Here is a 22413-nt window from a genome sequence, read left to right as displayed (position 1 = left end):
TCTCCAAGAGTTGGGATGTGACTCTGCACCCAGCCTGCAGATTCAACAGCGGGGATCCGCTTGATCGTTACCAAACTGTAATCTGAAGGTTCTTGAATAAAAAGTCCAAATGCCGCTAAAAGCCCGGATTCCCGCTGATTTCGCCCCCTACGCCACCACCTTTTTAGGCATCAAGAGGGTTCGCTTGGACCACAGATACCCGAGGTAGAAAATGCCAGTCAAAGCTGAAATGCCCAACCCCACCCAGGGTTGCGCGGGCGGGAGGCTACCAAGGAGTCCCAGTAGTCCAAAGAGACCCAATAGTGAGATTAGCCACATTACCAGTTCCCGGCTGAAAACGCTGATCCCCAGGTGCTTTCGCACCTGCCACAGGCACAGCAGGTTCTTGGCGATGATCGCCGCTGCCCAGGCGATTCCCGCCCCAAGGATCCCCAGCTGCGGGATCAGCAGCACGCACAAGGCCAGATCCACGACCAGGGCCACCGAAATGTTCAGCAGCGACAACGAGCTCCTGCCTGCCATCAGCAGCAGCACATCCAGCGGACCGACCGCGGTAGCCACCAGCATGGCGGTGGCCAACAGCTGCAGCACAATCCCACCGGCCTCATAGCCGGGTCCAAACACCAGGGCCATCAGGGCGGAAGCATGCACCGCGAAGACCAGGTAGACCGGCCACACCAGCGCCACTGACCACAGGGTCATTTGCCTGATTACCAGGGATACCGTGTCCTTGCGTTTGCGGGCCAGCAATCGCGCCAGTTGCGGTTCGCTCACCTGCTGCAGGGCACTGGTGGCTACCTGGCCCAGCACCAGGAAACGTGTGGCGGCGGTATAAATGGCAGCCGGAGCCGGTCCGAGCATCACCGTGACAATCACGATATCCGCCCGCTGGATCATCACCTGCGCCATCCGGGCCAGGCCGCGCGGCGCGGTGAAGCGCCAGAACTCCGAGCGCAGGTCCTCCCCGATCGGCCCGGCACCGTGCCAGTCATCCCGATGCCGGCGCAGCGTGCGCACGGCGGCCACGCCAGCCAGCAGGAAGCACAGCGCGTAGGGCAGTGTCCAAGCCAGGGTCAGGACGACCACCCCGCTCTGGGCCAGACCGGCCGCGAGAATCAGGAGCATCTGCAAGGTTGGGCGCAGGGCCCGCTCCAACACGATGGTCGGTTTCATGACCGCATACCCGCGGCAGACCGCCAGGAGCTGCTCATAGAGCACAGCGAACGGCAGGGTCACCACCAGCACCCGGATGATCAGGGCGCCTTCGGCACCGGACTGCGCGCCGAGCAGCCCGGCCAGCCAGGGCGCAGCCGCGTAGCCGAGGACGGCCACCACCAGGGTCATGGTCAACGATGGCAGCACGCCGGCCAGCACGGTGGCCCGGTTGCTGTGCCCGGCGCCGCGTCCCACGTTCCAGGCAATGAAGCGCACCAGGCCCTGGTCCGCCCCGAGGTGGGCCAGGGCCACGGCAATGATGAAGAAAGAGGTGGCCGCGAAGAGCAGGCCGGCATCCTCGGATGCCCAGAAGCGGGTGATCAGCACAATCAGCAGAAAATTCGATGCCGAGCCGACCGCTGCCGCACCCACGTTTGCCGCTCCACTGCGGGCGATCCGCTTTAGGGCGCGGTCCTCCCCCTCCACCGCGGTGTGCTTCGACGCCTTCGGATCATGAGCTGACACGTCGCGGATCCAGGCCGTGGTGCAGCTGTTCGAACGCGCCCTGCAGCTCCTGGGCCAGCTCCTTCTCGCTGGCCTGCACCCAGGCCGAGGAGTAGAGCAGCGCCCCGGAAATCGTGGCACCGCGCATTTGCAGGTAGTTGGCGGTGGAGAACACGGAGGTGACCGTGTCCTTGCCCCCGGAGACCGTGAGCACGCTGTGGTCACAGACCCCGCTAATGGCACTGGCCACTGCCGACGCCCCCTGGTGAACCACGAAGATCAGCAGGTCATGGCCCGCTCCCAGCAGGTTGATCAGATTCTTCAGCGAATCGGCCTGCACCAGGCCGGGCAGCTTCTCCGACTGGGTGCCAGCGGACATGACCGCCAGACGCCCCTCACCGAACTTCTTCACATGGATTGCCTCACGCAGCGCCACCCCGTCTTCCAGCACGTCGCTGAAGCCCAGCTGCGTCTCGGAGTCCCCCGGCAACCGGGTCGTGCTGATCACGCACACCCGACGTCCGGTCGTGGCGAACGCGGCCGCCAGTCCCGCGGCGATGGTGTGCACTTCCTCCCTGGACTGGTTGCCAATCAGCGCCAGTGTCCCAGGAGTGTTGACGTGCCCGCTGATCACCGGGGTGACCCGCAGATACTTTTCAATCACACCCTCAGCGGCATTGTCCTTCTTCTGGCGTGCATCTCCCAGCACGGCCAGCACCGAGGGTGCCTGGCGGCGCTCCAAGTCGCCTTCGTCCCACACGCGCTTATCCCCGTGTTCCACGATCAGCGTGGCCACGAAGCCCAGGGCCACGAACCCCAGCAGGACCGCCGCTGCCAGCAGCAGCGGGTTGATCCCCTCCGGCGCCTGCGGCAGGTTCGCCGGGCCCACCACGGTGCCCGGGTCAATGGATGAGGTTTCGGTGGTGGTGCGGTCCACCTTCACGTTGGCCAGTTCCTGGGCGTAGAGCCGCACCTGCTGTTCGAGCTCGATGACCCCGGCACTGTCGCTGCCGGCCTTCTTGGCCGCGTCATAGGCCTGGTTCGCGCTCTTCAGCAGCCCTGCGAGGGACTCCTCACGGCTTTGCAGCAGTTTGCTCTGCGCATCGATGACGCTCTGCGCCCGCTCCGAACGGAAGTTCATGAACGCGTCGGTGACGGCCTGGGCCCCGCGTTGGGCCTCCTGCGGGTCGGCACTGGTGAACCTGATGTTCATGACCTGCGAGTTCGATGGAACCGAGGCCACGGTTTGTTCACGCAGGGACTGTCGCGAAGCCCCGGCAATCTCCGCCTTCTGCAGCGCCTGATCCAGCACCTCGTCGGTGAGCACCACGCCGGCCTCGGTATTCATGGCCGCCAGCTGCTCTGTGCGCGAGGTAGGCGTGGTCGGCGAGAAAGGACTGCCGACCAATGGATTCAAGAACACGTTAGCGGTCGAGGTGTACTCCCGCGGCGAGAGCATGAAGGTGACTCCGGCCAGCAGCACCCCCACGATGCTGAACCAGGCAATCCACCGCCAACGGCGGGTGACTGCACGCTTAAAAAACTCATTCCCCTGTGAATTGTCAAAAGACATAATTTCCCCCAGCTTGGGGTCCCCAAGATAATTCTTCCCCATTTGAGTAATTGTGGCATAAGACACCGAACATGGGCAGGGGGCATGCCAACATTTCCTCGCTTCGACGCAATTTAGGCGGTTCCTCTACAAAATGTTGCGTCGCAATGGCAGACTCAAAGCTGAAACTATTCACCTTTTGCGTCGTCTGGGGACTATGACGCAGAACGCTCAACGGAGGGCACGTGGATTCCTTGGGGGATATCAAAGAAGTTAAAACAGCGCAGGACGCATCGGGGGAAGCGCCAGCAACAGCCGCGGGGCTGGATCCGGACCCACAGCCCGCGCGGCGTGAATCGGCCGACGGGCCACCACGCCGACCACGCGTTGTCATGCTCGGTGGCTTTGGGCGCAGCGGTTCCACCCTGCTGGAGCGGTGTCTGGCCCAATGTGAAGACTTCATGGGGCTGGGTGAGCTGCTGCACCTGTGGGAACGCGGCCTGCGTGACAACGAACTGTGCGGTTGTGGCCTAGCTTTCCATGAATGCCCGGTCTGGCAGCAGATCGGGGTCCAGGCCTATGGCCGCTGGGGGCGGATTGACACCGATCAAGCCATAGCCGACCGGCGGACGGTGATCCGCAACCGGTTCCTGCCAGAACTGATCCTGCAGCGTGGGTTCGGGCAACGGCGCCAAGCACGGCAGCGACTGCTGTCAAACCTGTCCAAGCTGTACCGTGCCGCCGACACCGTGGCCGACGGCAAGGTACTGGTGGATTCCAGCAAACACCCGGCCTACGCGTACTTCCTGCGCTCGCTGCCCATTGACCTGCGCTGTGTGCTGGTTGTCCGTGATCCACGCGGCGTTGCCTACTCGTGGTCAAAGGTGGTCACCAGGCCGGAAACCGGCAGTCGCGCCGAAGACATGCCTCGCTATTCCGTGCCGGCCTCAATTTTCAACTGGACGACGTACAGCCTGCTGTTTCACGCCCTGACACTGTTGCGCATTCCGGTGCTGACCGTCCACTACGAGGAATTCATGACTGACCCGACGCGCACACTCGAGGAGGTCATCCGCTTCGCCGGCTTGGAGCCAACCCAGGCCCGCGTACCGGAGTTTGCCGACGGGCACATCACGCTCGATGCGCACCATACCGTGGCCGGGAATCCGATGCGTTTCAAGGTGGGGCAGATCAAGTTGAAGTTCGACAATGCATGGACCACCCAGATGAAGGACTTGGACCGCCGCCTGGCCACCACGCTGAGCGCACCCCTGCGCTTGTTCTACCGGTTCAACCAGCGCTAGGGATCTGATCTAGCACACCATCAGGCCTTCGACAGGTCCGGGAGCCCCCGGACCTGCTCCTGGGCTTGCCGGTGCATCCGCGCTCCTCCCGGCCCGCTTGCCGCGGCCGCCCCGAAGAAACGCGGTGCACCTGCGGTGGGCCTTAGCCGCGTGCCCCTGTCCCGCCCGGGATTGGCGGAATACGCCGAAGAACACAACGATGGAAAGGGACCGACGACGGCTGGGGGGATGAGCTCCCGAATTGCCGGGAGTCTTCGTCGCCGGTCCCGTCCATGAGGCGCAGAAATGAATCGCGTCTGGGGAACGCTGCTGATTATTGAACTTCCCACCCGAGCCCGGCCATGACGTCATGCACGATCGCTCAGGCAGGAAGATCCATCCCTCCGCCTACATCCAAGCTACAAACCGGTGACCGCCCTCACACGCGTAGTCAATACTTAATCCCGACCTTTGCAACAAGTGGTTCACTCTCGCTCTTACCACACGCACGCTCTACCGCTGCCCGTAGATCACCGGTGGCCGCCCTGGTGCTTGCCGCCGGCCCGCCGGGTCCAGCGCTCCGAAGGCTTCCGCGGCGTTGTCATTGCCAAGGCGAGGCCCGATGACAACTCACCGTTCCTGCGACTACTGTCATTTGTGGTTACTTTAAAACACGGCAAAGGCAGGGCAGCCTCCGCTGCCCTGCCTTTGCCGTAATCACGGTCAACCGTGTTTAGTAGGCGCCCTCCGGCTGCACCATGACCTTGAAGGTGCGCCACATGATCATCAGGTCACCGGTCAACGACCAGTTCTCCACGTAGTAGAGATCCAGTCTGACGCTCTCCTCCCAGTCCAGGTCGGAGCGCCCATTGACCTGCCATAGACCGGTTAGGCCGGGCTTGATGAACAACCGCCGTCCGGTATGTCCCTCGTAACTGGCTACTTCGGCGGGCAGCGGCGGTCGGGGCCCAACCAGGGACATGTCCCCCCGCAACACGTTGTAAATCTGCGGCAACTCATCCAGCGAGTACTTGCGCAGCCAGCTGCCCACCTTGGTCACCCGGGGATCCTGCTTCAGCTTGAACAGCGGACCGCTGCCCTCATTGTGTTCCTTGAGTTTCTCCAGCTCAGCTTCGGCGTTGACCACCATCGAGCGGAACTTGTACATCCGGAAGGTCCGGCCATTGCGTCCCACCCGCTCCTGGCTGAAGAACGCGGGACCCGAGCTGTCCTTGCGCACCAAAAGACCGATGAGCAAGAAGAGCGGAGCCAAGAGCACCAGGGCCAGGCCGGAAAGGACAATGTCGATCCCCCGCTTCACCACATGGTGACCGCCCGCAAAACTGGGTACGTCCACATGCATGAGCGGCAAACCCTCCACCGGACGCATGCTGATGCGTGGACCGGCGACATTGGTCAGTGAAGACACGACGATGACATTGGTGCGCGTCTTTTCCAGGCGCCAGCTTACGTCCTTGAGCGCATCGCTCCCGCCGCGCAGCGAGCCGGCAACGATGACTGAGTCCGCTCCGACGAGCTGCACCGCTTCTTCAAGGTTTTCCAGGCCCTGGAACGTCGGCACGGAATCCTCATAGCGATGCTCCTCCCCCGCCCCGTCAATCAGCAACCCGCAGATCTTGTAGGCCGGTCCTGCGTTCTTCTGCAGCTGCCTGACGACGTAGTCCACGTCGGAACCCTGGCCGAGCACAACGACCTGGGACAGCGCGTACCCGGCTTCCGATTTCGCCAGCAACCAGCGCCGCCACAGCCAGCGGCTGGCTAAGAGCAGCGCCATCCCCGCCGGGAAGGTGACAATGAGTTGTTCGCGCACTCCCTCAAGGTCAAAGACCAAAACGGCTAGCGCCATGGTCCCCGCGGCTAGTGCGCTGGAATCAACAACTCTTTTGTACTCCCGAACGCCGACGCCGATTACCTGCGCGGCCCTGGTGCGCGAAAGCCATAGGTATACCGCCCAGACGCCCACCGATGCACCGGCGAACCAGTAGTTTGGTCCTGCGGCCTGCGAGTACAGGTGCACCACGATGCCGCTGAGCAGCACCAAGGTGGCCATATCGGATAGCAGCAAAATGCGAGTGTATTTTTGTCTCCACCTGCTAGCCGAGAAGCCGCTGGCAGGCAGGAGTTGCTGATCCTTAAGTGTGTGACCGGAAAGGTCGGTTAAACCGTTTCCCCAATTTCCGACAAGGCCACGATTCCCTAAGGATTCATAAGCTTGCGACACGCCGTCCCCCTTGTTGGCGATGCCGATACCGTGAAGAAGTGCTGTGCGAGGCTTAACGTGTTGCTCAGGCACGGGCTTCACGAGAATCTTCGGCTCCCCATTTTGCCTAGATTTTCCCCAAGTGTTCATCTGTAATTCAGGCAGCGGCACCGTCCCTGAGGGATCATGGCTCACTGCACAGTGGAAATTCTATGAACCAACTAAGAAGTACTCACGCGTAAGCTCACACCCGAGTTGAAGCGCTTGTTTGCCATTTCTTGGCATTGGCCACTCGCTCTACGCAGATAGTCCAAGTAGTCCACACTCAGCCCAGGGTTTTCGGGCACAGCGAATCGACATCGGCAAGAGATGAGCCAACCTCTGGAAGCTAAATACACCCGGCGACTTGGCCACTTACAGATGCCGGTACGCAACTGGTTGCGGGCACGGACCCGGCACCCGCTGAGCAGCAGTGCGCGCGGTCCCTTGAGAGGCGAACGAGTGCAGTGAGCTACCCCGCGAGTGCGCCAACCGCTGAGCTTTGAAGCGGGTGCAGGTAATTCCGGGCGCTAGTGACGCCCACCGAAGTTCAGGTCGGAGCGCTGGGTAATGCCCAGCTTGGCGAAGATGCGGTACAAGTGCCCTTCCACGGTGCGCTGTGAGACGGTCAAAAGGCGGGCGATTTCGCGGTTACTCAGCCCCTGCCGGACCAACTCGACAATTTCATTCTCGCGCGCGGTCAGCCCACTTTCCTCCAAACTCCGAGCCATGCGTCCCCAAGGTTTTTGTCCCATCTGGTGCAGCCATTCATGAATCTGACGGATGGCGAACCCGCGATTGCGGGGGTTGTCTTCAGCAGACCAGTAATCCACGACCCTGGTGATCATTTCCAAGGCCAGAACACGGTCGCCCTCGTCATGCAGTTCCTGCGCGAAGCCTTGCATTGCTTTCACGTCGGAGTCCTGGACCACTTGGACGGCGCGTTGTCGTCGTTGCAATGCGGCACATTCCTCCGGTACTTCCAACCCGCCCAATATCTCGGCAGCTCTTGAGGCCAATTGTTCATTGCGCGACAAGTTCCAGACCTGGTAAGTCAAGATTCCATAGAGAAATACACCGTTCTGCTGGGCGGAGCGCAGAATTCTGTCAATGACTCCTGCAGAGGGCTTCGTCCGCTGCAGCTCGGCCAGCAGATCACATTCCAATTGATCCGCTGCCCACCAGGCGTTTGCGGCGAGCGCGCCCGGTTCCGGCCGGCCGGCATTACACTGCCCGAATTGTTCTGCCTTGTCGTTTCTCTGCGCCCCGTCCTCGCTTAGTGCTTCCCCATTCGAGGACTGCTCTATGAGTAGGTCAAGCGAGGAACATAGGGCCAATAATCCTTCTGGGTCATTTAGCGCCAATTCCGCCCGGGCTTGACGGAGGTACAGCTGCGCATTGCTGACTTGTCCGCGGCGTGCATCGATCAGTGCTCGAAGCGCCTGCACCGTTCCGTGTTCCATCAGCAGCTCATAAGAACTGCCCATCACGAATCCGTCAACCAACCTGCTGGCCTGTTCATAGCTTCCGGTGGCCACCGCCGAGCGTACTGCCACCACGAGCAGGGCCAGGCGGTAACGGCAGGATGGCACCGCGGTACCGCCTACCGTGCTCTGTTCGGAAAGGTGGAGCGCAGTGGAAGGCTGACCAAGCCAATACAGGGACCTGACGCGTTCAATGCCTTCAACTAACGCACAATCCCCACCCCTGTACCCGTCCGAATGGCCGCCGTCGGAAGCCGAGGTTCCCCAGAAGCGCTGGGTCAGGTCCCCGCCGGGCTCCGTCACGGCGGGGTGCAGCCAATTCAGGGCACAGCCGACATCTTGTGCCAGTGAGCCTTCCTCGTCACCGAGCTTGCCCGCCGAGGTGGAAAGCAACGTCCGGGCGGCCTGGAATTGCCCTGCCCCCAGATGGGCCAACAGACGAATGGCCTCCGCTTCGCGGTCGGGTTCCTCCACCTTTTCCAATAGCTCCAACGCCTGCTGGTAGCGATGACTGCGTTGCGCCCGTCGGGCGGCAGCGAGCAGCTCTTCACGGCTCACGGTGTCCCCGAAGATCAGCCGGAATCCCACGAAGTCGGGACCTACCGGTAGATCCTCCCCCAGGTGCGCGAGCACTTCCCGGTACACCCCGGCACTGCGCCCGGCGGACATACTGGCGCGAAGGCCTTCCTCGAAGAATTCGCTACTCAGATACGTCCAACCGTCGCGCAGCTCGATCAAGGCGGTGGGATGCTGCTGCAGGGCCTCACGCAGACCGAGCCGATCAACTTGTTCGATGGACAGTGGGCCGGTTATACACAGAATTTCAAACAGCTGCTGCACCTGTGGCGGGTGACGGTGAGCCAGGGCTGCAATGCGTCCCGCGGTGCCATGGTCAATGGCCAGGCTGGATTCGCGCAATGCGCCGAGTTGCTCGACTTCAAGCAGGATGCCCAAGCGCACCGCCAGTTCCAGGTAGTCCTGGACCAAGCTCTGGAAACCCGAAGTCAGTTGGTGGATGATTTTCGCCGACCCACGGCTGACCGGATAACCAAGCACCGTGCCAGAGAAGTCTACGATCTCATCCGGTGTCAGTGGTTCGACAACGACGCGCGTCAACCGCGCCACCGACATCAGTGCATCCAGCGACAGCGGGTCCTCGTGTTGTTCGTTGCTTACCACCAGGAGCTTGACCTTCCCCGAGCGGACCATTTGCCCCAAAACGAAGGCACTGGCCGAATCGATGCTCTGGGCTTCCTCGATCGTGATCAGGACGTGCTCTGCGCCGTGCTCCAACTGCAGCAGTTCTTCCACTGCCGCGAGGGCAGCACGAATGGCCGATACGTCATTGATTGGCTGTTGGGCACCGGACAACAGAGGGGCCAGCGCCCCGTAGGAGGAGTCGGTCAACGCGGCACTGCAGATCAGCCGGATCATCGGCAAGTGCAGCTCCTTGGAGGTGACCAGCCGGCGCACGAGTTGGGATTTGCCAGTGCCGAACTCGCCGCTGAGCAGCACTCCGGCATTCCCGGGCGATTTCAGCGCACGCACCACCAGGGCATATTCCCTGCGATTCCGTTCTTGGCGATTATTCATCGCTACCCGGCAGCATTGAGGTCGTGTTTCAGCTCGGTCAGTGCGTGGAGATCGGTGCGTTTGCGGATTCCCAGTTTCGAGTACACCTGGTACAGATGGCCCTCCACGGTGCGCACGGAGACGCTGGCCTGTTCGGCAATTTCCAGATTCGACAGCCCGCTGGCCGCCGCGGAGGCCACAAACTTTTCCCGCTCGGTGAGCACGGTCAGGCTGCCCAGGTTCGCAAACGCCTTGGGGCTGATGCGCTCGGCCTGCAGCGAGAGCATGAACTTGTGGGCTTTTCGGGCAGCCTGCCGGCGTTGGGAGGCATTCATGTGCCGGAAAATTTCGGCACCGTCATCGGTCGCGTAGGAGACGAACCCCAAGGCCGCCAATGCACCGACGGCAGCGGCCAGCAGCTGAGCGTCACGGTTCTGTGCCCCCTGCGCCAGCAGCCTGAACGACTCGGCCAGCTGGTGCCGTTGCCCGTGTTGAAGATCAAGCAGGCGGTCGGCAACCTCAAATTGACCGTTGCGAATCAGCAACCCCAACAGGTGGGAGGCCAGCAGTATTTCCCCTTGGGCTTCCGCCCGCCGGGCCCAGGCTTGGACGGCTTCAATTCCATGGGATGCCTGCCCCGGTTGTACGGCCTGAACCGCATGCAGGCACTGCCAGAGGCAGTCGAAGGCGCTGGCTGCACCGAGATCCATATTAATGGTCTTCCACTGAGCGCCGGCCCCCAGGGTTTCGCGGCCGCTGCGCCCGCTGATGTATTGGGAAACCGCGTCGACATACAGTCGTTCAAGTTCGGTCCCGCTTTCGCGCAGCTGCTGTTGCAGCGGAACTATCGCTTTTTGCGCCTGGGTCAGGTTTCCTGCCAGGGCAAAGATGATGGCCTGCATGGCTTCCGCATAGGCGATGAGCTCAAGGTCCGGTAGTGCCCCGTCAAGAATCAGCTCGATGAGGTGGCGAGATTGTTCCCAACGTCCCAAAGCCAGACTGCAGTTCAGCATTGCCCGGATGGTTTCGGCCATGCACGGGGCGAGCCTGTAGCCGGTGGCGTTTCCTGCGTGCTGGACATCAAGGTGTCGCCACAAGCTGTCGATCAGCTCATTGGCGATCTCGAAGTCATTGATCCTGGAATGGTATTCGGCGACCAGCGCGAGTGCCTCGTGTTTCTGGCACGGATCCAGTGCGATCCACACTCCATGTGACGCCTCGGGCTGTAGTTCATCGATGAGCGCCGCTGCTTCCTCCAGGCGGCTGGCCGCCAACAGCAGGCGCAGCAGCATCAGCGTCGACTCATTCAGGTCTGTCTGCTCCCGCTGGCCCTCCGTCATCGTCCTGTCTTGGTGGCCCTGGCGGAAGCTCTTGACGCTGTCGATGGCGCGTGACCATTTTGCCTCGGCACTGGATCGCTGCGCTTCGGACTTCGACGCGCGCCATGCTTGGTGCAATTCGGATGTATGGGTTTGCACCAAGTGATCCGGGCGTGCCCCCGCGCCAGAGGAACCTGCTGGCTGAAGCGGCGAATATCCCGGCACCGAACCGGAAAGACTTCGCGCAATGGCAGGGCTGGCGATCGCAAAACTGCCCTCCTGCTCAGTAAGCAGCCCGGAGGCCACTAGATGGTCCACATCTACGTCGTGCACCCAGAGGTCATGCCCGAACGGTACCGCCCCACGCTGGGCGACGAAATCCAGAAACTGTCGTTCGCGTCGGTTCAAGCGTCCCAGTCGCGCCACCATGTGCTGCTCAACGTTGGTCAGGTGGGGAATCGCTCCCTTCCGAAGTGCCACGACATCTGCACCAAACTCAAAACTGTTCGCCTGTCGGCAGTCAAGCAGCACGGCATCCAGCGCCTCCGAGCAGCCGGAAGTATGCATCCAGAGGTGGGCAGCCGTCAAGAAAGAGACGTCACCCTCTGCAGATTCCGCGACCTGTAGCCGGGCCTCGCGCAGCCTCAGCGCGCCCAGGTTCAACACCTCCAGCACGCCGTTACGGATCAGGGCCGAAATGTCCTGAGACAGTTCCGTCAGGATGTCATCGATGATCACCAGCTTGATGACACCCGTGCTGACAAGTTGCGCCAGCACGGCGCTGGTAAGAGTGTCGATGAGGTCAACATGCTCAAGGACGATGACCGGCCGTGTTCCCAAGCCAGTAAAGTGCTGTCGAAGGTGTCCGTAAACGGCCAGAGGCGACTGCAGCTGCTCGTGCTCCAGGCGTGTAAGAAGGAAGTGGATTGCCCCGTAGGGAATTTCACTTCCATAGCGGCTCCCGGACACCCACAACGGTCCGGTGCCGCTGCTGCGTTGATTGAAGGCAGTCCTTAGCAGCTCGCGCTTACCGGTTCCAATAGCACCGCGCAGGACATAGCCCCCGCGGTCCGTCTCTTCGCCCAATCCGGCAAGCAACATAAGAACGCGTTTTCGTTCCACGCTTCGCTCACCGGTGGCGTGCCAGCACTGTGTCGGAATGCCATCCCAGTGATTTAACCACTGCGAAGATGCGACAATGACACCCATTTACCCTATCCCCCCAAAGATCTGGATAAAATCCAGGCCCTCCCCAAAAGGGCCCGGTAGGTCTTGGAGGACATGTTACTCGTTAGCAAATGCGAAAACGAGGGTTACGACACTGCGTGACGTGTCGCTTCCCCGGCGCATCCCGTCAGCGCGGATCCAATAAGTCTGCTTATTAAGGCCTAGTAAAGCGAACATCAACGTCGGGCTGAGGGCTTGACCTTGATGCCATAATAGGGACATCTGCTCAGCATCGATCTTGGGGTACGTTATGCAGCAGGAGAATTTCTACGAGGATTTCATCCGGAAGAAGCGTTTCGGAGCCCTAGATGGTCTGCGTGCCTTTAGCGTCGTGGCGGTCATCTGGCACCACGTTTCGGGAATGAACTACATTCCACAACTGGATCAGGGGTTCCGCGGTGTAGACCTGTTTTTTGCCATCAGTGGTTTCCTCATTACCTCCCTGTTGATACGGGAAAGAAGCCGCACGGGGCAAATCTCGCTCAAGAATTTCTACATTCGCCGCTCACTGCGAATTTTTCCACTCTATTACTCGGTACTGGCGATGTATTGTCTGCTCGTTGCCCTCACCCTAAGCGGCACAACCAAGGGACAGGCCTTCTGGGACAACCTGCCGGCGTTTCTTACCTATACCTCTAACTGGTTCGTGGACCTGACCAAAGGCGAGGAAGGAGTCACTTTCTACTTTGCCTGGTCGCTGGCTACCGAGGAACAGTTCTACTTACTGTGGCCGCCCTTGCTGATCCTGCTCATTACACTGTTCCTGCGCGTCACTGCAGGGATCTACGCGGCGATTGCGCTGACGCTCCTGCAGATCGCAGCTTCCTTCGTCGGTGAGCAGAATCTGTTGCTGACGATTTTGATTAACCTGTCCCCGGCGATCATGATGGCTTCGGCTGCGGCAATCATCGTGCATCAACCGGCTGCGTTTCGTATCACCTACCGTCTGCTCGGCGGACGATGGACAGCGTTGCCCCTGGCCATCCTTCTCCTTGCAGTGATCGCGGCCGACGCACCCGGTCTCCTGATTCACACCCTGATGGTCCTGCTGGTCGTTACATTGTGCATCAGGGAAGAAACGGTTCTGCATCCCCTATTACAGCTGCGTCTGCTCACCTTTATCGGAGCCATTAGTTATGGCATGTATTTGATGCACATGTTGGCGGCCAATGTGGTGCGACGGGTGCTCGGGCACGAAGTGGGGATCGACATCTTCATCGGCGCCGCGCTATTGGTCACGCTGGCCGCCTACGTGAGCTTTCGATTCTTCGAATCCCCCATTTTGCGTCATGCCAATCGATTCAGACACAACCCCGATCCTGCGCCCGTACCGGCAGCCAAAACCGCAACTATTGCGGTTAAGGGCCGCCGCCGTCGGATGCGAACCTAGCCTGAGGAGAATTTGAGCTTGTTGGGGCGGATATTTGTCTCAGATTGAGGATAAACTACTCCTCAGGCGGATCGGGGAATTCGCTGTCATCACTACTTTTCAGGGTACAAGAATGAACAAAATCATCCGTGGGGTCACAGCCGCCGGGGCAGCCCTGGCACTGATGCTTTCGGGCACCACCGCAGCTACCGCCCTGCAGCCAACAACGGCGCACACTACGGTCTCGGTCGCCGCCGCCAAGAGGACCCCGGCAGTGACGATCAACAAGATCGGCACCAAGACGGTCAAGGGCAATGCCAAAGCCACCGTGAAGCCAAGTTACAAGAAGGCGAAGAACGTCAAGATCAAGTCGGCAGTCTTGACTGTCAAAAAGGGCAAGAAGACGATCGCCAAGAACAAGAAGTCGGTCGCACTGGCAGCGGGCACCTACGAGGTCACCACCGCCATGAAGTACCAGTACAAGGGCAAGACTTCCACGGTGAGCAAGAAGCAGCAGCTGGTGGTGAAGAAGGCCGCCGTGAAGAAGACCGTGGTGAAGATGAACGGCAAGACCATCAACTGCCCGGCAGGGTTCCCAGTCAAGGGCAATCGCACCGGCAGCAACAAGGAATGGAAGTACCACGTTCCGGGTCAGCGTTTCTACAAGAGCACCAAGCCAGAAGAGTGCTTCAAGACCGCTGCTGATGCCCGGAAGGCCGGCTACCGCGCCTCCAAGGTATAAGCGGTCGCCCTAACCGGGGCGTCATGATGCAGCTGGCAGGGGCTGCCATTCACCAGATGTGCTGGTGAATGGCAGCCCCTGCCTCGTCTGCGGTGGTGCATGCCGAGCCATCGCGGATGCTAGCGGTTCAGGAAGTCATCAAGCGGTGCAGAGAGTGTCTCGTAGTTGGATACATCAACGGCCAGCACGGTGTCTTGCAAAATCAGGGTGGGAGTTCCCTGTAGGCCCAACTCCATGCCGTCCTGGGAATCGCGCTCCACCCGTTCCGCTATCGCTTCGGATTCGTAGTCGCGCAGGAACTTCTCGGTGTCCAGGCCCAAGTCCCTTGCATAGGCCAGGAACTGTTCGTCCACCGAAGTGCTCTGGCTCCATTGATCTTGATGCTCAAAGACGGTTTCCGACATCTTCTCCAGTGCGCCTTGTTCCGCGGCCGCTTCCACCGCGCGGGCCGCCGCTGGTGCGTTCTCATGGATGGGCAGCGGGAAGTTGCGGATGATGATGCGCAGCTCATCTCCGTAGTCGTCCTTGGCTCGGCGCACCACAGAATCCATCCCAGCACAAAACGGGCACTGGTAATCGGTGAAGAGCACCAGCGTGCCGGATGCTGCTTTCGGCGCGCTGATGGTGCGGGCATCCTGCGGTGCGAGCAGCCGGGCGACCTCAGCCGAGGGAGCCGCCGGTGTGCGCACGGCTTCGCTGCTTTCGGCGCTGGCTTCAGGGCTGGGCGTCGTGTGGTTGGCCGGGGCGGCTCCACTGGAGCAGGCTCCGAGCAGGAGGGTGCTGAGCAGGGCCATGGCAATCAGTGGGGTACGGGGATCTCGGTTCATGTTCTTTCCGGTGCAGGGTCTGATGTGGAGGTGATGGAGGTGCGACTCGGCGCGGGTCGGATGCACTTCAAGCGCAGCAACGAATGTGCTCCGCTTTCGTGGGAATGATTGTTTGATTCCGTGGTTAGTGAACCAGGATGATTCCGGTGTAGGCGATGCCGGCCACGATGAGGGTGGAGATGGCGGCCAGGATAAAGGGACGAACGCCCACGTTCATCAGATTGCGGATCTTCACCCCGCAGCCCAGGCCGAACATGGCCGCCGAGAGCATGAGCTGTCATGATGTTGTGAGACACGCGTTTGTAGGAGAATGAGTGCATGTCAGAAGTTCACCCCGGAATTCCGTGCGGAAGCGGTTGAACTGGTGATCTCATCCCAAAAAAGCCTGATCGAAGTCGCAGCATCGCTGGGCATCAACGAAGGAACCCTGGGCAACTGGGTCCGTGCCTACCGCGCCGAGCATCCCGAAGCGGAATCCGAAGAACGAGGCCCGGTGGAATGGGCCCAGTACGAGAAGCTGCGTCAGGAACTGCTGGAGGTGAAACGGGAAAACGACTTTTTCAAAGATGTCAGCGCCTATTTCGCCTCGAACAGCAAGAAATAAGCGCAATCTTCAACTTCATCAAAGCCCACACAGGCCAATACCCGGTGAACTGGATGTGCCAGAAACTGCAGGTTTCCAGGGCCACCTACTACCGGTGGCTGAACCCTCGCGAGGAGCTGAGCGAAGCCAGAGCCCTGCGAGCACACCGGACGAAACTGGTCCAGGACGAGTACGAGGCCTCCAACAAGGTCGCCGGCGCTGGCCAATTAGTGGATTTGATCCGTAACAACCATGAGGAAGAGATCCCGAAATCCACGGTCCTGTCGATCATGAATGAGCTGGGAATCCGCGCCAAGCGGATGAGCGCTTTCAAGACCACGACCGCGCGTGATCCCCAGGCGCGGACGGCGCATATCAAAAACCATATGGTCGACAAGCTCGGCCGGCGGGACTTTCGCTCCTCGCGGCCTGGGGCGAAACTGGTTGGCGATATTACGTACCTGCGCACCGGTGAAGGCTGGCTGTATCTGGCGACGGTGATCGATGTGTACTCACGACAGATCGTGGGCTGGTCGATGGGCGAGAACATGCAGACGCAGCTGGTCATTGACGCGATGCAGCTTGCCGCCTCGCGCGACTTCCTCCGCCCGGGGAGCGTGTTCCACTCGGATCGAGGCACGCAGTACACCTCGGACGCGTTCCAGACGTGGTGCGCTGCGCAAGGGGTGCGGCAGTCCATGGGCCGCACCGGGGTGTGTTGGGATAATGCCGTCGCCGAGTCGACCTTTTCAACGATCAAGAACGAAATGTTCCACCACCGGGCGTTTACCAGCCGCATGGCGGCCCGGACCGCGGTGATGGAATACATCGAGGTTTGGTACAACAGAAAACGGCCGCATACGGCCAATGGAGGGTTGAGCCCTCAGGCTGTTCTGGACTCGTATGAGCAAAGGATTTCTCAGGCTTTCGCGGCTTGAGGATATTTAGAAAAAATCAAAGATTGTGTCTCATAAAGTTGACCAGCTCAGCAGCGCGGTTTGGATCATGGAACCGGCGTCGATGACTCCCTGCGGAAGGTTGCAGAAGGAGCGGATGAGGATCATGGCCAGGAAGCCGATGATGAACAGTGGCACGATCGGTGGGCGCTTGGCTTCCGGGTTCAGGTTGCCGCGGCGCCGCTGGCGTACGCTGAGGACCGCCACCACGGGGGCGAGCATCAGGATGCGGGCCAGCTTGGCGATGACCGCGGCGGCCAGCGCTCCCCCGCCGATGATGCCGCCGGCGGAGACCACCTGGGCGATTTCGTGAATCGAGGCTCCGGCCCACATGCCGTTCAGTTCCGGGCTCATGCCCAGCAGCTGGCCCAGGAAGGGTACCGCCGGGATCATCAGGGTACCGAAGACGACCACCAGGGCCACCGCGGTGACCACATCTTCCTCATCCGAGTCGGTGACCCCTTCCACTCCGGGCACCGCCGCGGCTCCGCAGATGGAGAAGCCGCAGGCGATCAGCAGCACCTGGGCGGCGCGCATCTTCATCAGCCGGCCAATCAGAAGGGTGGAGAAGATCCCGCCGCCGACGATGCATACGATCACCAGCAGCATCGGTGCCCCCAGCGAGATGATGTCCGAGAGCACCAGCTGCAATCCCAGGAAGACAATGCCCAGGCGCAGCAGCTTCTTGGAGGCGAAAGTGATGCCGGGCATGGTGCTTTCGGGAAGCCGGATGACGTTGGTGAGCGTAATGCCCAACACGATCGCCACGATCAGCGCACTGACGCCCGGCAGCAGCTTGTTGATGCCCATGGAGATGACTACGGCGACCGCGCACAGCAGCAGTCCCGGCAGGTATGGGCGAATGATTCCTGTGGCCTTGTGGGTCGCAGGCTGTTTGACCTGATCTGTTTGAATTGCCATGTTTCCATGGTTTCAACACGGGGCCGAACGCAGTAGACGGCACTTTGACATCAGGACATATACTCCTGATATGAGTAATTCTTGGCCCGATTTGGATGTCCTGGAACTCTTCGTGGCCGTGGTGGATTCCGGCAGCCTCGGCGCCGGGGCCCGGAAGGTGGGAATGGCCCAGCCCAATGCCAGCCGGGCCGTGGCCCTGTTGGAAGCCAGGCTCAAGACGTCCCTGTTGCACCGCACCCCACGCGGTTCGGCGCCCACCGAAGTCGGGGTCCAGCTGGCCGAACAGGCCCGCATCCTGCTGGATGCCGCCCAACGCTTCAGCGCCTGGGAGCAGAGCGGCGTTGGGCGCCAGGTGGAGGAACTGCAGGTGGGAGCGAGCATGACCATCGCCTAAACCCTGCTGCCCGCCTGGCTCTCACGTTTGCGCACGCTCGTTCCGCGGGTGCGCGTGGACGTGAGGGTGGGCAACTCGGAGGAAATCCTGCAACAGGTCCAGCAAGGTGCGCTGCAGTTAGGTTTCGTGGAGACACCGCACCTGCCCCAGCAACTGAACACACTGCTCGTGCAGCAGGACGCCTTGCGGATCGTGGTCGGCCCCCACCACCCGTGGGCCGAGCGCAGCACGCCGGTGAGCCTGGCGGAGCTGGCCGCGACACCGCTGGTGCTGCGTGAATCCGGTTCCGGGACCCGCGAGGCCCTGACCGAACTCTTGGCCGGTTGGCCGCTGGCGGAGCCGGCCCAGGTGCTCTCCAGCAATTCGGCCGTGCGGGTGGCCGCGGCCTCGGGGGCCGGACCCGCGGCGCTTAGCGAGTTGGCGGTACACGCCCAGTTGGCCAGCGGGGAGCTGCTCAGCGTCCCGTTCCAGGGCCAGGGGGTGGCCCGGCCGCTGAGCGCCGTATGGAGTGGGCCGCGCCGGTTGAACGGCCTGGCCGCGCAGCTGGTGGACATTGCCCGCGCGCAGTCCTGAAAACCCCGAACACGACAAAGCGCCTGCGGCGCAGTCTTGGGGATGAGCTCCCCTCACTGCGCCACAGGCGCTGCTGCCTAGGCGGCGGTGCCGCGCTTAGCGGGCTACCGAACCCTCGGTGTAGTCGTCATCGGCGGCGACCCAGCTGAAGAGCTGGCGCAGTTCGCGGCCGGTGGACTCGATCGGGTGGTCCTCGCCCTTCTTGCGCAGTTCCTTGAATTCCTTGGCACCGTTGGCCTGGTCATCCATGAAGCGCTTGGCGAAGGAGCCGTCCTGGATGTCGGCCAGCACTGCCTTCATGTTTTCCTTCACCTCCGGGGTGATCACGCGCGGGCCGGAGACGTAGTCGCCGTACTCGGCGGTGTCCGAGATGCTCCAGCGCTGCTTGGCGATGCCGCCTTCCCACATCAGGTCCACGATCAGCTTCAGCTCGTGCAGCACCTCGAAGTAGGCGATCTCCGGCTTGTAGCCGGCCTCGGTCAGCACCTCGAAGCCGTACTGGACCAGCTGGGAGGTGCCGCCGCACAGCACGGCCTGCTCACCGAACAGGTCGGTTTCGGTTTCCTCGGTGAAGGTGGTCTCAATGACGCCGGCGCGGGTGCCGCCGATGCCTGCTGCGTAGGACAGGGCCAGGTCCTTGGCCTTGCCGGTGTGGTCCTGCTCCACGGCGATCAGATCCGGGATGCCGCGTCCGGCCTCGAATTCGCGGCGCACGGTGTGCCCCGGAGCCTTCGGGGCCACCAGGGCCACGTCCACGTTGGCCGGCGGCTGGATGAAGCCAAAGCGGATGTTGAAGCCGTGGCCGAAGAACAGGGCGTCGCCCTCGTTCAGGTTCTTCTCGATGGACTCGCTGTAGACCTTGGCCTGGACCTGGTCCGGGGTCAGGATCATGATGACGTCACCCCAGGCGGCGGCCTCGGCAACGGTGGCGACCTTCAGGCCCTCGGCCTCGGCCTTGGCACGGGACTTGGAGCCCTCGGACAGGCCGACCATGACCTCAACGCCGGAGTCACGCAGGTTCAGTGCGTGGGCGTGGCCCTGCGAACCGTAACCGATGATCGCTACCTTGCGGCCCTGGATGATCGACAGATCCGCGTCGTCCTCGTAGTACAAATCAGCCACTGTATTTCTCCTTAGGTGTTCTTCGTTTCAGAAGCTTGGTTCCACGGTGTTCGGCCGGCCTGCGGCTGCCCCGCCGTGGGGGTGTTCAATGTTGTTGTTCTGTGGTGTGCGGTGCCCGGTGCCGTCGCTAGGCGCTCAGGGACTTCAGGGCCCGGTCGCTCATCGACTTGGCGCCGCGGCCCACGGCCAGGGTGCCAGCCTGCACGATTTCGCGGATCCCGAATGGTTCGAGCACCGCCAGCAGGGCCTCGATCTTTGAGGCGTTGCCGGTGGCCTCGATGACCAGGGACTCGGGTCCCACGTCGATGACCGAGGCGCGGAAGAGTTCCGCGGCCTGGGTGACCTGCAGCCGGGTTGCGGCGTCGGCGCGCACCTTGACCATGATGTGGTCGCGCTGCACCGAGGCATCGGGCAGCAGCTCAACGATCTTGATGACGTTGATCAGCTTGTTCAGCTGCTTGGTCACCTGCTCCAGGGAGTCCCCCTCGGCGTCCACCACCACGGTGATGCGGCTGATTCCCTCGATTTCCGTGGGTCCCACGGCCAGCGAGTGGATGTTGAAGGCACGGCGGGCGAAGAGTCCGGCAACCCTGGTCAGCACACCGGGGACGTCCTCGACCAGCACCGACAGCGTATGCTTTGCCATCTTTCCTAGTCCTCCTCTTCCCATTCCGGGGTCATGCCCCGGGCAATCTGGATCTGGTCGTTGCTGACCCCGGACGGCACCATCGGCCAGACCATGGAGTCGGCGGAGACCACAAAGTCGATGACCACCGGGCGGTCATTGATTTCCAACGCCTTCTGGATGGTCGCGTCAATGTCCTCATCGCGTTCGCAGCGCAGGCCCACACAGCCGTAGGCGTCCGCCAGCTTCACGAAGTCCGGGATCCGGGCGGTGCCGTGGCCGGTGTTCAAGTCCGTGTTCGAATACCGCGCATCGTAGAACAGGGTCTGCCACTGGCGGACCATGCCCAGCGAGGAGTTGTTGATCACCGCGACCTTGATCGGGATCTGGTTGATCACGCAGGTGGCCAATTCCTGATTTGTCATCTGGAAGCAGCCGTCCCCGTCAATCGCCCAGACCACACGCTCGGGCTGGGCCACCTTGGCGCCCATGGCGGCAGGCACCGAGTAGCCCATGGTGCCCAGTCCGGCCGAGTTCAGCCAGGAGCGCGGGCGCTCGTACTTCACGAACTGGGCGGCCCACATCTGGTGCTGGCCCACCCCGGCCACGAACACGCCCTCCGGGCCGGTCAGGGCCCCGATGCGCTCGATGACCTTCTGCGGGGCGGTGAGCCCGTCATGGGTTTCGGTCCAACCGATCGGGTAGGTGTCGCGCAGGCGGTTGAGCAGGTCCCACCAGGGCTTCAAGTCCTGCTGCGGGTCGGTCTCAAACCGGGTGCGGCAGGCGGCATGCAGCTGCGGGATGATCTCATCCAGCGAACCGACAATCGGCACGTCCGCGGTGCGGTTCTTGGAGATCTCGGCCGGATCGATGTCGGCGTGGATCACCTTCGCGTACGGGGCGAAGGTGTGCAGCACCCCGGTGACCCGGTCATCGAAGCGCGCACCCAGGGTGATCAGCAGGTCGGACTGCTGCAGCGCGGTGACCGCCGAAACGGCCCCGTGCATGCCGGGCATGCCCACATGCTGTTCATGCGAGTCCGGGAAGGCGCCGCGGGCGGTCAGGGTGGTGACCACCGGAGCACCGATGTACTCGGCGAATTCCTTCAGTTCCTGGTGGGCGTCGGCCTTGATGACCCCGCCGCCCACGTAGAGCACCGGACGGGTGGCCGCGGCGATCAGCTTGGCGGCCTCGCGCAGCTGCTTGTTGTGGCCCTTGGTGACCACCCGGTAGCCGGGCAGGTCGATCTTGGGCGGCCAGGAGAACTCGGTCTGCGCGGTCTGCGCGTCCTTGGTGATGTCCACCAGCACCGGGCCCGGGCGTCCGCTCTGGGCCAGGTAGAAGGCGCTGGCCAGCACCTGCGGGATGTCCTCGGCCTTGGTCACCAAGAAGGCGTGCTTGGTGATGGGCATCGTGATGCCGACAATGTCGGCTTCCTGGAACGCGTCAGAGCCAATGAAGGCGCTGTTCACCTGTCCGGTGATTGCCACCATCGGGACCGAGTCCATGTTGGCATCGGCCAGTGCGGTGACGAGGTTGGTTGCGCCCGGGCCGGAGGTGGCGATGCATACGCCCACTTCCCCGGTGACCATGGCGTAACCCTGTGCGGCATGGCCGGCACCCTGTTCATGGCGGACCAAGATGTGGTTGAGCTTGGTTGAGTCCATGAGCGGATCATAGGTGGGAAGGATGGCCCCACCGGGTAATCCGAAGACGTCCTTGACGCCCAGTTCTTCCAATGAGCGGACGATGGCTTGTGAGCCCGTCATCTGCGTGGGAGCGACAATGTTGTTCGGACCCTGGACCGGGTTCGAAGCCTCCACGACGGAAGAGACAGCGGTGGCATCCTTGCTGCGGTTCAATGACTTGGCAACCGTAGCCGGATTGGCAGGTTTTCCGTTGCTCATCGGGATCCTTCCTGATCTATCTCTTCATCTGCGCATAA

17 protein-coding genes are annotated in these 22413 nt (G+C 61.8%); 6 read left to right on the top strand and 11 right to left on the bottom strand.

Features of this window, described 5'->3' with window-relative positions:
• Nucleotides 1–147: 147 nt before the first annotated feature.
• Nucleotides 148–1680, bottom strand: a complete 1533-nt coding sequence (locus AC6I21_RS06195) for an oligosaccharide flippase family protein (RefSeq protein WP_497763231.1) — start codon at nucleotides 1678–1680, stop codon at nucleotides 148–150.
• On the bottom strand, nucleotides 1667–3232 hold the full coding sequence (locus AC6I21_RS06190) for a P-loop NTPase family protein (RefSeq protein WP_497763230.1): 1566 nt from the start codon (nucleotides 3230–3232) through the stop codon (nucleotides 1667–1669). The genes AC6I21_RS06195 and AC6I21_RS06190 overlap by 14 nt, the downstream gene beginning before the upstream one ends.
• 224 nt (nucleotides 3233–3456) lie before the next feature.
• Here AC6I21_RS06190 and AC6I21_RS06185 point away from each other — a divergent pair, with 224 nt between their 5' ends.
• Nucleotides 3457–4515 carry a sulfotransferase gene (locus tag AC6I21_RS06185; RefSeq protein ID WP_497763229.1) on the top strand — a complete coding sequence of 353 codons (1059 nt, stop codon included), beginning with the start codon at nucleotides 3457–3459 and terminating at the stop codon, nucleotides 4513–4515.
• A gap of 712 nt (nucleotides 4516–5227) precedes the next feature.
• Here the strand turns inward: AC6I21_RS06185 and AC6I21_RS06180 are convergent.
• From AC6I21_RS06180 to AC6I21_RS06170, 3 genes are all read right to left on the bottom strand, one after another.
• Nucleotides 5228–6910, bottom strand: a complete 1683-nt coding sequence (locus AC6I21_RS06180) for a sugar transferase (RefSeq protein WP_497763228.1) — start codon at nucleotides 6908–6910, stop codon at nucleotides 5228–5230.
• Nucleotides 6911–7284: 374 nt separating this feature from the next.
• A complete protein-coding gene (locus AC6I21_RS06175; protein ID WP_497763227.1) occupies nucleotides 7285–9831 on the bottom strand; it encodes a helix-turn-helix transcriptional regulator in 2547 nt (848 codons plus the stop codon).
• Nucleotides 9832–9833: 2 nt separating this feature from the next.
• Complete coding sequence (locus AC6I21_RS06170; RefSeq protein WP_497763226.1) at nucleotides 9834–12338, bottom strand: helix-turn-helix transcriptional regulator; 2505 nt, start codon at nucleotides 12336–12338, stop codon at nucleotides 9834–9836.
• Nucleotides 12339–12606: 268 nt separating this feature from the next.
• Here AC6I21_RS06170 and AC6I21_RS06165 point away from each other — a divergent pair, with 268 nt between their 5' ends.
• On the top strand, nucleotides 12607–13746 hold the full coding sequence (locus AC6I21_RS06165) for an acyltransferase family protein (RefSeq protein ID WP_497763225.1): 1140 nt from the start codon (nucleotides 12607–12609) through the stop codon (nucleotides 13744–13746).
• 112 nt (nucleotides 13747–13858) lie between these two features.
• The gene (locus AC6I21_RS06160) at nucleotides 13859–14467 is read left to right on the top strand and encodes a sunset domain-containing protein (protein WP_497763224.1); all 609 of its coding nucleotides are present in this window, start codon (nucleotides 13859–13861) and stop codon (nucleotides 14465–14467) included.
• Between the two features lie 119 nt (nucleotides 14468–14586).
• Here the strand turns inward: AC6I21_RS06160 and AC6I21_RS06155 are convergent, their stop codons facing one another.
• Nucleotides 14587–15294, bottom strand: coding sequence for a DsbA family protein (locus AC6I21_RS06155; protein ID WP_497763223.1), 708 nt, complete (start codon nucleotides 15292–15294; stop codon nucleotides 14587–14589).
• Between the two features lie 124 nt (nucleotides 15295–15418).
• On the bottom strand, nucleotides 15419–15565 hold the full coding sequence (locus tag AC6I21_RS06150; RefSeq protein ID WP_497763222.1) for a hypothetical protein: 147 nt from the start codon (nucleotides 15563–15565) through the stop codon (nucleotides 15419–15421).
• Between the two features lie 39 nt (nucleotides 15566–15604).
• Between AC6I21_RS06150 and AC6I21_RS06145 the strand changes: the two genes are divergently transcribed.
• Nucleotides 15605–16815 (top strand): IS3 family transposase gene (locus AC6I21_RS06145; RefSeq protein WP_497763221.1). Its coding sequence is split into 2 segments (ribosomal slippage): nucleotides 15605–15857 and nucleotides 15857–16815, totalling 1212 coding nucleotides; the frame shifts between segments, so codons are not numbered across the junction.
• A 30-nt stretch (nucleotides 16816–16845) separates the two neighbouring features.
• Here AC6I21_RS06145 and AC6I21_RS06140 read toward each other — a convergent pair.
• Complete coding sequence (locus AC6I21_RS06140; protein ID WP_497763220.1) at nucleotides 16846–17754, bottom strand: YeiH family protein; 909 nt, start codon at nucleotides 17752–17754, stop codon at nucleotides 16846–16848.
• Between the two features lie 70 nt (nucleotides 17755–17824).
• On the opposite strand from AC6I21_RS06140, the gene AC6I21_RS06135 reads away from it, so the two are divergent.
• The gene (locus AC6I21_RS06135; RefSeq protein WP_497763219.1) at nucleotides 17825–18148 is read left to right on the top strand and encodes a LysR family transcriptional regulator; all 324 of its coding nucleotides are present in this window, start codon (nucleotides 17825–17827) and stop codon (nucleotides 18146–18148) included.
• A 3-nt stretch (nucleotides 18149–18151) separates the two neighbouring features.
• Nucleotides 18152–18721, top strand: coding sequence for a LysR substrate-binding domain-containing protein (locus tag AC6I21_RS06130; RefSeq protein WP_497763403.1), 570 nt, complete (start codon nucleotides 18152–18154; stop codon nucleotides 18719–18721).
• A 96-nt stretch (nucleotides 18722–18817) separates the two neighbouring features.
• Here AC6I21_RS06130 and ilvC read toward each other — a convergent pair whose 3' ends face one another.
• From ilvC to AC6I21_RS06115, 3 genes are all read right to left on the bottom strand, one after another.
• Nucleotides 18818–19843, bottom strand: a complete 1026-nt coding sequence (gene ilvC, locus AC6I21_RS06125) for a ketol-acid reductoisomerase (RefSeq protein ID WP_138926048.1) — start codon at nucleotides 19841–19843, stop codon at nucleotides 18818–18820.
• Nucleotides 19844–19970: 127 nt separating this feature from the next.
• Complete coding sequence (gene ilvN / locus AC6I21_RS06120; RefSeq protein WP_497763218.1) at nucleotides 19971–20489, bottom strand: acetolactate synthase small subunit; 519 nt, start codon at nucleotides 20487–20489, stop codon at nucleotides 19971–19973.
• Nucleotides 20490–20494: 5 nt separating this feature from the next.
• Complete coding sequence (locus tag AC6I21_RS06115) at nucleotides 20495–22375, bottom strand: acetolactate synthase large subunit (protein WP_138178219.1); 1881 nt, start codon at nucleotides 22373–22375, stop codon at nucleotides 20495–20497.
• Nucleotides 22376–22413 lie beyond the last annotated feature (38 nt).

It is taken from the genome of Glutamicibacter sp. St.4D3 (assembly GCF_059728615.1).
The sequence above is the reverse complement of the archived record's forward strand: the minus strand, read 5'-3'. Positions and strand labels throughout refer to the sequence as shown.